12 protein-coding genes are annotated in these 13,792 nt (G+C 67.5%); 5 read left to right on the top strand and 7 right to left on the bottom strand.

What is annotated here, in order from left to right; all coding sequences use genetic code 11:
- Nucleotides 1-73 precede the first annotated feature (73 nt).
- Nucleotides 74-1,243: a glycerol dehydrogenase gene (locus QMG61_RS13045; protein ID WP_134510334.1), complete on the top strand. Its 1,170-nt coding sequence runs from the start codon at nucleotides 74-76 to the stop codon at nucleotides 1,241-1,243.
- A gap of 150 nt (nucleotides 1,244-1,393) precedes the next feature.
- Here QMG61_RS13045 and QMG61_RS13040 read toward each other — a convergent pair whose 3' ends face one another.
- A complete protein-coding gene (locus QMG61_RS13040) occupies nucleotides 1,394-2,365 on the bottom strand; it encodes a sugar-binding transcriptional regulator (protein WP_134510335.1) in 972 nt (323 codons plus the stop codon).
- Between the two features lie 153 nt (nucleotides 2,366-2,518).
- Here QMG61_RS13040 and QMG61_RS13035 point away from each other — a divergent pair, with 153 nt between their 5' ends.
- The 4 genes from QMG61_RS13035 (at nucleotide 2,519) to QMG61_RS13020 (ending at nucleotide 8,161) form a co-directional block, all read left to right on the top strand.
- Nucleotides 2,519-4,234, top strand: a complete 1,716-nt coding sequence (locus QMG61_RS13035; RefSeq protein ID WP_283494757.1) for a glycerol-3-phosphate dehydrogenase/oxidase — start codon at nucleotides 2,519-2,521, stop codon at nucleotides 4,232-4,234.
- A gap of 347 nt (nucleotides 4,235-4,581) precedes the next feature.
- The gene (locus QMG61_RS13030) at nucleotides 4,582-5,346 is read left to right on the top strand and encodes an MIP/aquaporin family protein (protein ID WP_502847039.1); all 765 of its coding nucleotides are present in this window, start codon (nucleotides 4,582-4,584) and stop codon (nucleotides 5,344-5,346) included.
- Between the two features lie 102 nt (nucleotides 5,347-5,448).
- The gene (glpK, locus tag QMG61_RS13025; protein WP_283494462.1) at nucleotides 5,449-6,963 is read left to right on the top strand and encodes a glycerol kinase GlpK; all 1,515 of its coding nucleotides are present in this window, start codon (nucleotides 5,449-5,451) and stop codon (nucleotides 6,961-6,963) included.
- Nucleotides 6,964-7,270: 307 nt separating this feature from the next.
- On the top strand, nucleotides 7,271-8,161 hold the full coding sequence (locus QMG61_RS13020) for a DUF559 domain-containing protein (protein WP_283494756.1): 891 nt from the start codon (nucleotides 7,271-7,273) through the stop codon (nucleotides 8,159-8,161).
- A gap of 195 nt (nucleotides 8,162-8,356) precedes the next feature.
- Here QMG61_RS13020 and QMG61_RS13015 read toward each other — a convergent pair whose 3' ends face one another.
- The 6 genes from QMG61_RS13015 to QMG61_RS12990 all read right to left on the bottom strand — a co-directional run bounded on the left by QMG61_RS13015 (nucleotide 8,357) and on the right by QMG61_RS12990 (nucleotide 13,791).
- Entirely contained in the window at nucleotides 8,357-9,097 is a 741-nt protein-coding gene (locus tag QMG61_RS13015; protein ID WP_283494755.1) for an HAD family hydrolase, read from the bottom strand.
- A 3-nt stretch (nucleotides 9,098-9,100) separates the two neighbouring features.
- Nucleotides 9,101-9,670: a GNAT family N-acetyltransferase gene (locus tag QMG61_RS13010; protein ID WP_283494754.1), complete on the bottom strand. Its 570-nt coding sequence runs from the start codon at nucleotides 9,668-9,670 to the stop codon at nucleotides 9,101-9,103.
- A 2-nt stretch (nucleotides 9,671-9,672) separates the two neighbouring features.
- On the bottom strand, nucleotides 9,673-10,677 hold the full coding sequence (gene trpS, locus QMG61_RS13005; RefSeq protein ID WP_283494753.1) for a tryptophan--tRNA ligase: 1,005 nt from the start codon (nucleotides 10,675-10,677) through the stop codon (nucleotides 9,673-9,675).
- A gap of 56 nt (nucleotides 10,678-10,733) precedes the next feature.
- Nucleotides 10,734-11,594, bottom strand: coding sequence for an exodeoxyribonuclease III (locus tag QMG61_RS13000; RefSeq protein WP_283494752.1), 861 nt, complete (start codon nucleotides 11,592-11,594; stop codon nucleotides 10,734-10,736).
- A gap of 9 nt (nucleotides 11,595-11,603) precedes the next feature.
- Nucleotides 11,604-12,719, bottom strand: a complete 1,116-nt coding sequence (locus QMG61_RS12995) for a YhjD/YihY/BrkB family envelope integrity protein (protein WP_283494751.1) — start codon at nucleotides 12,717-12,719, stop codon at nucleotides 11,604-11,606.
- 325 nt (nucleotides 12,720-13,044) lie between these two features.
- Nucleotides 13,045-13,791 (bottom strand): succinate dehydrogenase iron-sulfur subunit, encoded by a 747-nt coding sequence (locus tag QMG61_RS12990; protein WP_283494750.1) that lies wholly within the window; start codon nucleotides 13,789-13,791, stop codon nucleotides 13,045-13,047.
- Between the last annotated feature and the right edge of the window lies 1 nt (nucleotide 13,792).

Raw genomic sequence — 13,792 nt, 5'->3', positions numbered from 1 at the left:
TGTGAGCCAGAAAGGTTCGCCGTTACCGTCCCACGAAGATGTAGACGCAGTTCGACTAGGAAGAAGGTCTACGATGACCACTCCAATCCGCACAGTAATGAGTCCCGGACGTTACGTCCAAGGCAAGGGAGCGATTGAGCGCCTCGGCGAGTTCGTTGCCCAGATCGGCACCTCGCCCCTGATCGTCGCTGACGACGTCGTCTGGGGTTTCGCAGGCGCACAGGTGGCCGCGAGTTTCGCTGCCGCCGATCTCCGCGTAGAGCGGGCCGCATTCGGCAAGTTCGCCACGGCGGCCGTTGTCGATGCGCTGGTCGAGAAGATCCGTGAAACCAACGCCGATGTGATTGTCGGCGTCGGTGGCGGAAGCACCGTCGACGCGGCCAAGGCCGCCGGGTACCTCGCCGGCATCCGTTGGGCCAGCGTGCCCACGGTGGCGTCGACCGATGCGCCCACCTCCGCTCTCGCGGTGATCTACAACGACGAGGGTGAGTTCGTCGAATACCGGTTCTTCCCCCGCAACCCCGACCTCGTGCTCATCGACACCCAGATCGTCGCCAATGCACCGGTCGAATTCCTGATCGCGGGAGTCGGCGACGCCCTCGCAACGTGGCTTGAGGCGCGAGCCACGGCGACGGCCAACGCGACCACAATGGCCGGCGGCCTGCCGACTCAGACGGGCACGGCACTCGCCAAGCTCTCGTGGGATGTCATCTGGGAGAACGCGCTGCCGGCTCTCGACGCCGTTCGGGACAACCTGGTCACCCCGGCGCTTGAGAAGCTGGTCGAAGCGAACACGCTCTTGTCAGGGCTCGGCTTCGAATCGGGCGGCCTTGCAGCGGCTCACGCCATTCACAACGGGCTGACCGCCGCCCCGCAGACCCACGGTCTCACCCACGGCCAGAAGGTGAACATCGGTTCGATGGCTCAGCTTGTGCTCGAGGGTGCGCCCCGGGCCGAGGTGGAGGACTTCATCGAGTTCACCACGCTGGTCGGCTTGCCGACGACGCTCACGGAGATCGGCCTCTCGATCGACGACGAGAAGGAGTTGCAGGCCATCGGCAAGGCTGCCACTCTGCCCGGTGAGACGATCCACAACATGCCGTTCGTGGTCACCGCCAACGACGTCGTGGACGCTCTCAAGTCGATCGAGCGGCTCTCCCGGTCCGTTCGCAAGGCGCGCGGTTTGCCGGCCCCCGTGAAGTACGTGCAGAAGCACGCACCAGACCTGGTCGGAGCGCACTGACACTCGCTCCCGCCGCCGAGTCCGTGGCGGCCGGTGGGAGACGGTGGTGAAGTCACGTTGAGTGGCTGATAGAGGCGGCGCCAGGATGGTGAATTCCGGGCGCCGCTTCACCCTGTCAGCGCTCGCGGGCAGCCGCCCCGACCGACTCGCTCAGGAATCGGCCAGGGCCCGCGCCGTTCCCTCGTCGATGTACAGGTCGGTGATCACCCGGGCGGCCAGGGCCCCGCGCAGACTGGCCAGCTTCGAGCTGCCGGACACGACGCAGATTCGGCGCGGCGTGCGGCGCAGCACGGCGAAGTCGGGGCCGGTGCTGCGCTGGTTCAGCGGGATGCCGTCGGTGGAGCCGTCGGCGCGGAAGAAGATCGTCGCCACGTCGCCCACGACACCGCTCTGGCCGAGAGCGTCAAAGTCTGCGTCTTCGAGGTAACCGCCGGCGTAGACGTGGCTGGGGACATCCGAGAACGGGGAGCCCAGACCGAAGAGGGCCACGTCCATCCGACCCTGGAGCTCGAGGAGCCGAATGACGCCGCGTTCCCGCCAGAGCGCCTGCCGGGTTGCGGGGTCGTCGAAGAAGGTAGGCACCGGGAACTGCTCGACGTGGGCGCCGAACGCGTCGCCGAACCGGCGCAGGATCTCACTGGCGTAGTCGAGGCCGGTCGTGCGCATGTTGCCGGCGCCGTTGAGCTGCACGATTTGAGAGTTGTGGGTGCGTTTCGGGGTCACGTGGCGGCTGATCGCGTTCATGGTCGAACCCCAGGCGATGCCCATGGTCATGTTCGAATCGAAGAACTGACCGAGAATCCGTGCAACCGAGAGGGCCACCCGTTCCAGCCGGTCGACGTCGCTGGCGTGATCGGGAACGGGGACGACGTGCGCGGCGACATGGTATCGGTCGAGGATGACCTTCTCCAGGCTGCTCGTCGCGTCGAGGGGGGAGCGGATCTGAATGTCGACGAGACCGCTGGCCCTGGCCTGGCTGAGCAGGCGGGAAATCGAGGATCGCGAGGTGTGGAGCTCATGGGCGATGGCATCCATCGTCAGGTCCTGCATGTAATAGAGGTGCGCTGCGGTCAGCGCGTCGCTGGTCCGGTTCGAAAGCGTTAGTTCGTTCGGCAGAGTCATTCCCGCTCCTTGCACATATGTTCAGTCAGCTTGACCGTTTGTGTGGACGTAGTCAAGCTGTATTGACCCACGAGGTTTGCCCGGAGTGCAAATCGACGTTGAGCCGGCTGTGAGTGCTTCACGGCTGCGAACCCACACAGAAGTGAGCGAACAGTGCAGAACACAGCGATCGCGGCCCAGGCCGCCGTGCAGGCGAACCCCCGAGCGAAAGTCCTCATCATCGGGGCAGGCATCAACGGCATCGCCACCTTCCGTGACCTCGCGCTGCAGGGCGTGGATGTGGTCATCGTGGACAAGGGCGACTACGTCTCGGGGGCATCGGCCGCCTCCTCGCACATGATCCACGGCGGGGTGCGCTACCTCGAGAACGGCGAGTTCCGGCTCGTGAAGGAGTCCGTCGAGGAGCGCAACAGCCTGCTCAAGATCGCTCCGCACTACGTCAAGCCGTTGAAGACCACGGTGCCGATCTTCTCCACCTTCTCCGGGGTGCTGAGCGCTCCGCTGCGCTTCCTCACCCACCGGCAGGGGGCGGCGCAGGAACGCGGCGCCCTGCTGATCAAGGTCGGCCTCACCCTGTACGACTCCTTCTCGCGCGACGGCGGCACCGTGCCCCGGCACGAGTTCCGCGGGGCGAAGGAATCGCTGCGCCAGCTGCCCCGGCTGAACCCTTCGCTCAAGTACACGGCCACCTACTACGACGCGTCGATGCACGACCCGGAGCGCCTCGCCCTCGACGTGCTCGGAGACGGCCTCGCCGCCGGCCCGCACGCCCGCAGCGCGAACTACGTCGAGGCCATCGGGATGGATGCCGACGGCGTGCGCCTGCGCAACACGGTCACCGGCGAGGAGTTCGCCTTCCAGGCTGACGTCGTCGTCAACACCTCCGGGCCGTGGACGGACCTCACCAACGCGGCGCTCGGCCAGGCCAGCGCCTACATGGGCGGCACCAAGGGCTCGCACATCGTGCTCGACAACCCCGAACTGCTCGCCGCGACCGGCGGGCGCGAGATCTTCTTCGAGCACAAGGACGGCCGCATCGTGCTGATCTACCCGCTCGCCGGCCGGGTGCTGGTCGGCACGACAGACCTCGAGCACGACATGACGCAGCCTGCCCGCTGCACCGAAGACGAGGTCGACTACTTCTTCGAGCTGGTCACGCACGTATTCCCAGATGTCGCCGTCGACCGGTCGCAGATCGTCTTCCGATTCGCCGGGGTGCGCCCGCTGCCGAGGCACGACGACGAACAGCCCGGTTTCGTCTCCCGCGACTACCGGATCGAGTCCCGCCCACTCGGCGACCGCCCCGGCACGCTGCTCAGCCTGGTCGGGGGCAAGTGGACCACGTTCCGCGCCCTCGCCGAACACCTGAGCGGCGACATCCTCCGCCTGCTCGGCCTGCCACGGGTGGTGTCCACCGTCGGGCTCTTCATTGGCGGCGGGCGTGACTTCCCGATGACGGATGCCGCCCACCAGGTCTGGATCACGGCGCACGGCGACGAGGTGGGGGCCCCGCGCGCTGCCACCCTGCTCACCCGCTACGGTACCCGCGCCTCCGACGTCATCGATTGGCTCACCGAGGAAGCCGATGCCCCGCTTGTCCACCACGACGGCTACAGCCGACGGGAGATCGAATACCTCGCGGCCACGGAATCGGTGATGCACCTGCTCGACCTCGTGCTCCGCCGCACCAGCCTGGCCTTCCGGGGCGAGCTCACCCCGCCGCTGCTCGATGAGCTGGCGGCCGTGATCGCCCCGGTCCTCGGCTGGGATGCCGCAGCTCGCGCCCGAGAGGTCGAGCTCACCGTGACCATGCTTCGGGACGCGCACGGGGTTCGGCTGGCGTCCGTGCCGGCCGAGACGATCGCCTGACCTGACCTGACCTGACCTGATCTGATCTGATCTGATCTGATCTGGCCTGACCTGATCTGATCTGATCTGATCTGATCTGATCTGACCTGATCTGACCTGCCCTGCTTAGCCTGCCCCGCCGGGCCTGGCCCGTCCGGGCTGCCCCGCCGGGCTGCCTGGCTGACCGACCTTCTCGCCGCCCGGGCGAGGAGGAGCGGTGACCTGTCGATCGAACCCGCGACTGTGGCTGGACCCGGATCTGCACGGATGTGCACCCGGAATCGCCCCTCTCGTCCGCTTGAATCGATAGGTTTTCAGAATTCGGCTTCTGCCGGACCATCCGTTTCCATCAAAACAAAGGCGTCATAGTGGACAATCTCGGTATCGTTTTTCTCTCGGAAGTGGTGGGCACTGCCCTGCTGGTTCTCCTCGGCTGCGGAGTGGTCGCCAACGTAGCCCTCGCCAAGAACAAGGGCGTCGGCGGTGGCTTCCTCATGGTGACCATCGGTTGGGGCCTCGCCGTCTTCTCCGGTGTCGTCGTCGCCTACAATTCCGGCGCGCACCTCAACCCCGCGGTCACCCTCGGCCTCGTGGCCTCCGGTGCCACCGAGTTCGGCTCGGGCGTTCCCGTGAACGCCGTCTCCGTCCTGAGCTACATCGGTGCACAGATGATCGGCGCTCTAATCGGCGCGGTCTTCGTGTGGCTGGCCTACAAGCAGCACTTCGACCAGGAGCCGAACGCGGCCAACAAGCTGGGCGTGTTCTCGACCGGTCCGGCGATCCGATCCTACGGCTGGAACCTCGTCACCGAGATCATCGGCACCTTCGTGCTGGTGTTCGTGGTGCTCGCCTTCGGTGGCGGACGCCAGGGTGAAAACGGCGGTTTGGCGGCCCTCGGCGCCCTGCCGGTTGCGCTGCTGGTCATCGTGATCGGTACCTCGCTCGGTGGGCCGACCGGGTACGCGATCAACCCGGCCCGTGACCTCGGGCCCCGGATCGCACACTTCCTGCTGCCGATCAAGGGCAAGGGTTCCTCCGACTGGGCCTACTCGTGGGTTCCCGTCGTCGGCCCGGTCATCGGCGGGCTGCTCGCCGGCTGGTCCTCGGTACTTCTCCTGCCACTCCTGGCCTAGGCCGCACCGGCTCCGCGGCATCCGTCGACGGACGCCGCGCCCGCCAGACACTCAATTGCCACACCTATAACCTGAACCACACGATCAACAAAGGAGTTATCAATGGCCCAGTACATCATCGCCATCGACCAGGGGACGACGAGTTCCCGCGCGATCATCTTCGACAAGGCCGGGTCGATCGTCTCGACCGGCCAGCTCGAGCATGAGCAGATTTTCCCCCAGGCCGGGTGGGTCGAGCACGACCCGATGGAGATCTGGAACAACACCCGTGAGGTGATCGGCCAGGCCCTCTCCAAGGCCAACCTCACCCGCCACGACATCGACGCCGTCGGCATCACCAACCAGCGCGAGACCGCCGTGGTCTGGGATCGCACCACCGGTCTTCCCGTCTACAACGCCATCGTCTGGCAGGACACCCGCACCCAGCCGATCGTCGACCGGCTCGCCGCCGACGGCGGCGTCGAGCGGTTCAAGAAGCAGGTCGGCCTGCCCCTGGCGACCTACTTCTCCGGCACCAAGATCGTCTGGATCCTCGAGAACGTCGAGGGTGCCCGGGAGAAGGCCGACGCCGGCCAGCTGATGTTCGGCACGACCGACTCGTGGGTGCTCTGGAACCTGACCGGCGGGCTCGAGGGCGGCGTGCACGCGACCGACGTCACCAACGCCAGCCGCACCATGTTCATGGATCTGGAGACCCTGGCCTGGGACGACGACATCCTCGCCGCGTTCGACGTGCCCAAGTCGATGCTGCCCGAGATTCGCTCCTCCTCCGAGGTCTACGGCCACGCCAGCGAGCACAGCCTGCTGCGCGAGACACCGATCGCGGGCATCCTCGGCGACCAGCAGGCGGCAACATTCGGCCAGGCCGCGTTCGACCAGGGTGAGGCCAAGAACACGTATGGCACCGGTAACTTCCTCATCTTCAACACCGGCACCGAGATCGTGCAATCCAAGAACGGTCTGCTCACCACGGTCGGCTACAAGCTCGGCGACGAGGCGCCGCACTACGCGCTCGAGGGTGCGATCGCCGTCACCGGGTCACTCGTGCAGTGGCTTCGCGACAACCTCGGAATCGTCGGCTCTGCCGCCGAGATCGAGGCGCTGGCCCTCTCGGTCAAGGACAACGGCGGAGCCTACTTCGTGCCGGCCTTCTCCGGCCTGTTCGCGCCGTACTGGCGCGCCGATGCCCGCGGCGCCCTGGTCGGTTTGACCCGGTTCGTGAACAAGGGTCACATCGCCCGGGCCGCGCTCGAGGCGATCGCGTACCAGTCCCGGGAGGTGCTGGACGCGGTCAACGCGGACTCCGGCGTTCCGCTGACCGAGCTCAAGGTCGACGGCGGGGCCTCGGCCAACGACCTGCTGATGCAGTTCCAGGCCGACATCCTCGGCGTATCCGTCGTGCGTCCGGTCGTGGCCGAGACGACCGCGCTGGGCGCCGCCTACGCGGCCGGCCTCGCCGTGGGTTTCTGGAGCAGCCTCGACGAGCTCCGCGCCAACTGGCAGGAAGACGCCCGCTGGGAGCCGCAGATGGATGTCGCCGAGCGTGACCGCCTGCTGCGCAACTGGAAGAAGGCCGTCACCAAGTCCCTCGACTGGGTCGACGAGGACGTCCTCTAGCCCCACCGCCCACCGCCCACCCCGCACCACCGCACCCCCGGAAACCCGGCGTCCACCCAGGCCGCCGGGTTTCCGCCGTCCCACCTCCCCTCCGACGGTGGCGCTGTGGCTAACTCATGAAATCCTCCCCGCCGACGACGCGCGGTCCCGGATCAGTGCGGCCCAATGACGCCCGTGCCGCACATTTCCTGAGTTAGCCACGGCACGTCGCCCGCTTGCTGTTGTCCACAACCGGCGCGGTCCCGTCCTGTCCACAGATGTCGAGCCTCCCGGGGGGCAGTGCGGGAGTTCCACGACACTTCCCGGCATGACCTGGACTGACTACTTCCGCGAGAATGACGTGCGTATCGCCGAGACGAAGGCACTCGTCGCCGGCGGGGCCAGCTGGCGCGCGCTGCAGGCAGCGACGGAGGGCGGTTCATTGATCAGGGTCAGGCGAGGGCATTACGCCCTGCCCGGGGTTGACCCGCATATTCTCGCGGCCGTGCGACTGGGGGGACGGCTTGCGTGCGTTTCCGCGGCAGCGCACGCCGGTGTCTTCGTACTCGACAGCACATTCACCCACGTTCTTCTTGTTCCGACAGCGTCCCGGTTGCGCGCGCCTCACGACCGTCACCAGTTGCTCAGTGCCCACAATCGCGACGGCGTGGAATTACATTGGGGAGAGTTGATCGAGCCGGAATCCGGGTCGGAATACAGCATCGGTTTGGCCGACGCGCTGGTGCAGATCGTCCGGTGTCAGGAACCGCGATTCGCCCTCGCCTCCCTCGACAACGCCTTGCATCAACGCCTCATCAAACCGAAGGCCATTCCGGCGATCTTCGCCGCGCTCCCCGAAGGTGTCCAGTACCTGCGCCCGCTCATCGACTCACGCAGCGAGTCGGGACAGGAGACCGTGCTCCGGTTCATCGTCAAGAACGCCGGCTTCGACTTCGAGATCCAGGTGACGATCGACGGGGTAGGCCGAGTCGACATGCTCATCGAGGGATGCCTTGTCGTCGAGGCCGACAGCCGAAAATTCCATGAGGGATGGGACGCCCAGGCACGCGACCGAGCACGCGATTGTGAGTTGGCGATGAGGGGCTACCTGAGCCTTCGTCTGCTGTATCGCGACATCATCCATCACCCGGAACGTGTCACGGCGGCCATCAGCGGCCTGCTGGCTGCGAGTCGCCACTATCTCACCGTGATCCACTGACCGATCACCGTCGAGGCGTTCGGAACCGGCCTCCGGTCGGGGGCTAACTCAGGAGAACTCAGCCCCGGCGAGTGCGGGACCCCGTGTCTTCGGGCCGAATTTGCGAGAGTCGCTCGGTTCTCCTGAGTTAGCCACACCAGGAGCGTTGGCGACCACGCCGAGTGTCAGCGGGCGAGGGCGCCCGGGGCCGGCGGGTCAGCGGGCGAGGGCGGCCGGCAGGTCGGCCAGGCCGGTGATCCGGAGCACGCCCAGGTGGGCGGCGTCGGCGGCGTCCGCCGGGTCAACCGTTGCGTTCCGCCGGTCGAGCCAGACCGCGGTGAGCCCGGCGGCGGCCGCTCCGATCGCGTCGGTCCGGAGCCGGTCCCCGACGTAGGCTGCGTCGCCAGGGGTCACCCCGAAGACCGAGCAGGCGTGCTCGAAGATCCGGCGGTCGGGTTTGGCGACGCCGAACGCGGCCGAGGTGATCACCCGTTCCAGCCGGCCGTCGAGGCCCGTGCGCACAAGTTTCGGCTGCTGGTGCGAGAGCTCACCATTGGTGATCAGGCCGAAACGGATGCCCGGAATCGCCGCGCCGAGGGCCTCCAGACACGGCAGGGCGTCGTCATGCAGCCGCCAGCTCGCCCGGTAGTGCTCGAAATAGGCGGCGAACCAGTCCACCGACTCCTGATCGGACAGGGGCACCCCGTGTGCGGCGGCGAAGCCGCGGGCGCGCTCGCGACGCTGACCGGGGAAGTCCAGCCGGCCGGCGAGGTAGGAGTGATAGTGCCGCTCCTCCAGCTCCTGCCAGAGCGCCACCGCCCCGACCGGGTCAATGTCGGCGAACGGTCCGCCGATGGCCGCGAGGTGCCGAACAATGCCGTCAGCGACCGCGCCGACGTGCGCGAACAGGGTGTCATCCAGATCGAAGAGGACGACGGAGGGAACGAGCGCGCACATGGCTTAGTCGGCGACCACGTCGGCCGGCCAACCCGCCTTCGGCGCGCGGTCATCGGTGGCGAGAAGACGTCCGGTCCAGGCCGGCGGGAACGACCCGTCGCGGTGAGGGTGGTCGGCGGGCATCTCGCCCACGAAGCTGAAGCCGATTTTCCGGGCGGTGCGGGCCGAGGCGATGTTCCCGGGCACGCACTGCCAGGTGATGGCGTCGACGACGCCGGTCGAGAATGCCCAGTCGGCGACGAGCCGCTGGGCCTCCGGGATGTAGCCGTGGCCTCGGTGGGGCGCTCCCACCCAGTAGCCGATCGAGCCGCTGGGGACGCGCAGCCCGATCACGCCGATCAACTCGGGGGAGCCCGGCGCACGCACGGCCCAGGTGTATTCCCGGTCCGATGCCCACCCGGCGGGGACATACCCGGAAATGAATGAAGCGGCATCCTCGCGGCCATAGGGCCATGGCACGGTGAGGACCCGCTCGAACAGGGGATCCTGACAGTACTCGAATATGGCCTCGGCATCGCCCGAGGTCGGCTGGTCCAGCCGGACCAGCGGCGACGAGAGTTCGACGGGCCTCATGGTCAGGCCCGGGGGAGCAGTCCGACGCGGTCGAAGGCGCGGGCCAGGGTGGCGTTGGCGACGCCCGCGGCCCGGTCGGCGTTGTGGGCGAGCAGTCGATCGAGTTCCGCCGGGTCGGCCAGAAGCTCGAGCACGCGCGCCCGGATCGGTCCGAACGTGCCGGTGACGACCTCGGCGAGTCCCTTTTTCAGGTCACCGTAGCCGCGCCCGGCGTACTCGTCCTCGATCGACTGCACGGTGCGTTCGGCGAGCACGGAGTAGATGGTGAGCAGGTTGGCCACGCCCGGCTTGTTCTCCCGGTCGAAGACGATGCCGCCATCGGCATCCGTGACCGCGCGCATGATCTTCTTCGCGGTGACGGCCGGCTCGTCGAGCAACCAGATCACCCCGGCGTGGGATTCGGCCGACTTCGACATCTTCGAGGTGGGGTTCTGCAGGTCGTAGATCTTCGCGGTCTCCTTGACGATGTCGACCTCCGGAACGACGAAGGTCTGCCCGAACCGGGCGTTGAACCGTGCCGCAAGGTCGCGGGTGAGCTCGACATGCTGGCGCTGGTCCTCGCCGACCGGCACGATCTCGGTGTCGTAGAGCAGGATGTCGGCGGCCATCAGCATCGGGTACGCGAACAGTCCGACTGTGGTCGAGTCCGCGCCCTGCCTGGCGGACTTGTCCTTGAACTGGGTCATCCGGCTGGCCTCGCCGAACCCGGTGATGGTGTTGAGCAGCCAGGCCAGCTGGGCGTGCGCGGCGACGTGCGACTGCACGTAGAGCGTCGACGCAGACGGGTCGATTCCGCTCGCGATGTACTGTGCGGCGGTTCGCCGGGTGTTCTCCCGCAGCTTGACCGGGTCCTGCGCCACGGTGAGCGCGTGCAGGTCGACGATCGAGAAGTAGGCGTCGTGCGTCTGCTGCAGCGCCTTCCAATTCAGCAGGGCGCCGATGTAGTTACCGATCTGCAGGGAGTCGGCGGAGGGCTGCATGCCCGAGTAGAGGCGGGGCTTGGTCATGGAATCTTTCGTGGCGTGGGCCGCAGGGATTGCCGGCGGCGTGGGGGAACGGTGGGTTAGACGAGGTAGTCGACGACGACCGGCGTGTGGTCCGACCAGCGCTGGTCGTAGGCGGCGGCGCGGTCCACCGCGTAGTTGGTGACGGATGCCGCCAGGGTCGGCGTTGCCAGCTGGTAGTCGATGCGCCAGCCCGTGTCGTTGTCGAAGGCCTGCCCGCGCCAGGACCACCAGGTGAACGGCCCGTCGACCTCTCCGGCCCACTTGCGGCCGACGTCGACCCAGCCCAGGCCTGCTCCGTCGTTGTAGCCGGGTTCGTCCTCGGCGCCGAGGATCCGGTCGAAGTAGGCACGTTCCTCGGGGAGGAACCCGGCGCGCTTCACGTTTCCGCGCCAGTTCTTGATGTCGAACTTGCGGTGGCCGACGTTCAGGTCGCCGAGCACGACTGCCCGGTCGCTGTGGGCGGCCAACTCGGGGAGCCGGGTGAGCATCGCGTCGAGGAAACGGTACTTCTCGACCTGCTTGGGGGTGTCGACCTCGCCGGAGTGCACGTAGGTGCTCACGACGGTGACGATCTTGCCGTTGACCTCGTAGTCGGCCTCGAGCCAGCGGCCGGCGCTGTCGAAGTCGGCCGCGCCGAGCTCGACCCGGTGGATCGCCGCCGTGGAGCGGCTGGCGAGGGCCACCCCCGCCCGCCCCTTCGCGCTCGCGGGGTCGTGCAGGATGCTCCACTCCGGGCCGAGCAGCCCCTCGAGGTCTTCGGTAGACGCGCGCACCTCCTGGATGGCAAGGATGTCCACGTCACGCCGGGCGAGCCAGTCGCCCATGCCCTTGCGGTAGGCGGCACGCACCCCGTTGGTGTTGATGCTGGCGATGCGGAGCGGCTGGGCAGGCGAGGGGGAAGCAGGCGTGGACGGCATGGTCCAAGTCTAGGTTGGGTGGACGGTTTCTCCCGCTGGCGCCGGGTCTGCGTATTCTTCCGCCCGTTCTTGCGCCCGGTGAAGCCGCCGGGTGGCCGCCCACCGGTGTCGCCAGTCGGCGCGTTCACGGGCTTCCGTGGCGTCCCGGAGCTCGGCCAGGGCGGCGATTCGGCGGGCATCCGCCTCCCGCTCCGCCTGGTCGCGCGCCGCCTGCTCCTTGTCGATGGGCGTCGCCGGGATGCCTGCCGCCTCCATGCCCACCGCGACCCAGGAGGCGGTGATCAGGATCACGGTGTTCATCAGGTTGAACCAGATCAGAAGACCGATGATCACCGCGAAGGCGGCCAGCAGCGGGTTCGCTCCGGTGCGGCCGAGCAGATTGCCGCCGAGCACCTTCAGGGCGCCCAGCGCCACTCCGCCTACCAGTGAACCACGGACCAGTTGCGGGAGCGGGATGTGGACCCGGGAGAGCACCCGGAACAGCGCCGCCAGCGTGGCCGTGTCGATGGCCAGCACCACGAGGAGCCCGATCGTGCGCGCGCCCGCATTGAACCAGAAGGACTCCCGGGAGACGCCGAGCAGGCCAAGGATGAAGCCGAGCAACTCCGTGCTGGCCAGGGAGATCACCGCGGACACGATCAGGGCGAGGCCGAAGAGGATGCCGAGACCGAGTTCGCGCAGCTTGGCGAGCACGAAGAAGGTGGAGTCCCTGGGCATCCCGAAGATGGTGCGCACGGCCTGCGTCGTCGTCGAGAGCCAGCCGAGGGTGGTCCACAGCAGACCGACGAGGGCGACCGCGCCGATCCAGGTCAGCTCCCCGGTGTTGGTGAGCTTCTCCGGGTCGATCACCCCGCCCGTGGCGATCAGCCCGGGAATCGACTGGTTGATGATGCCGATCAGCGCGGACATGAGTTGGTCGTTCGACCCGAGCACGAGCCCCGCGATGGAGAAGCCCACCCAGATGGCCGCGAAGATCGCGAAGACCGCCTGGTAGGTCATGCCGCCGGCGAGGAGGGCGCCACGGGCGTCCGAGAAATGGGTGACCGCGCGCACCGGGCGCCAGGCCTTGACCCGCTTGACCAGGCGGGCGAGCGGCTTCACGGGGGTGGATGCGGCTGGCGTCACGGCTCCAGCCTAGCCAGAGGGCGACCGAGAACGGCCAGGCACCCCCAGTTCGGGGGTGTACTGCAAGATGAGCGCGTCTCAGCTCTTGCGGCCTCGGCGGCGGTCCGGCAGTATCTCAGTGTTGAACCGCCCACCGGCCACCCACCACCCGAGGCTGGATGGCCGGCGTCCCCGCCCGCGAAGCGGACGGACTCGGACGCAGACGGTCGGGCAGCGTGCGACGGTCGAGACTTCTCTCCGACGCCGGTCGAATCGACCGGACACACCTCGACCAGCCGGTGGCGGCGAAACCCGAGTCGACGCCACCGGCTACCGTCGGTCGTGGTTACTTCAGACCGCGCACCATGGCCTGCTTGACCTCCGCGATGGCCTGGGTGACCTGGATTCCGCGCGGGCAGGCTTCGGTGCAGTTGAAGGTGGTGCGGCAGCGCCACACTCCCTCCTTGTCGTTGAGGATGTCGAGGCGCACCGCGGCGTTGTCGTCGCGCGAGTCGAAGATGAACCGGTGCGCGTTGACGATCGCGGCCGGCCCGAAGTACTGACCGTCGGTCCAGAAGACCGGGCAGCTCGACGTGCACGCGGCGCAGAGGATGCACTTGGTGGTGTCATCGAAGCGTTCGCGCTGGGCGACAGTCTGGATGCGCTCCTTGCCGTCCGTGGGTGCGTTGTTGGCGACCAGGAACGGCTGCACGGCCTTGAACGACTCGAAGAACGGCTCCATGTCGACGATCAGGTCCTTCTCGAGCGGCAGGCCCTTGATCGCCTCCACGTACACCGGCTTGGTGATGTCGAGGTCCTTGATCAGGGTCTTGCAGGCGAGACGGTTGCGACCGTTGATGCGCATCGCATCCGAACCGCAGATGCCGTGCGCGCAGGAGCGGCGGAAGCTCAGGCTGCCGTCCTGCTCCCACTTGATCTTGTGCAGCGCATCGAGCACCCGGTCGGTCGGGTACAACTGCACGTCGAAGTCTTCCCAGTGCGGCTCGTCGTCGACCTCCGGGTTGAACCGGCGGATGATCAGCGTGACGGTGAAGGACTGGATTTCCTCCGGAATGAGGGTCTCGGCGGCCACG

It is taken from the genome of Cryobacterium sp. PH31-AA6 (assembly GCF_030063195.1).
In the GTDB taxonomy this organism is placed as follows: Bacteria; Actinomycetota; Actinomycetes; order Actinomycetales; family Microbacteriaceae; genus Cryobacterium.
The sequence above is the reverse complement of the archived record's forward strand: the minus strand, read 5'-3'. Positions and strand labels throughout refer to the sequence as shown.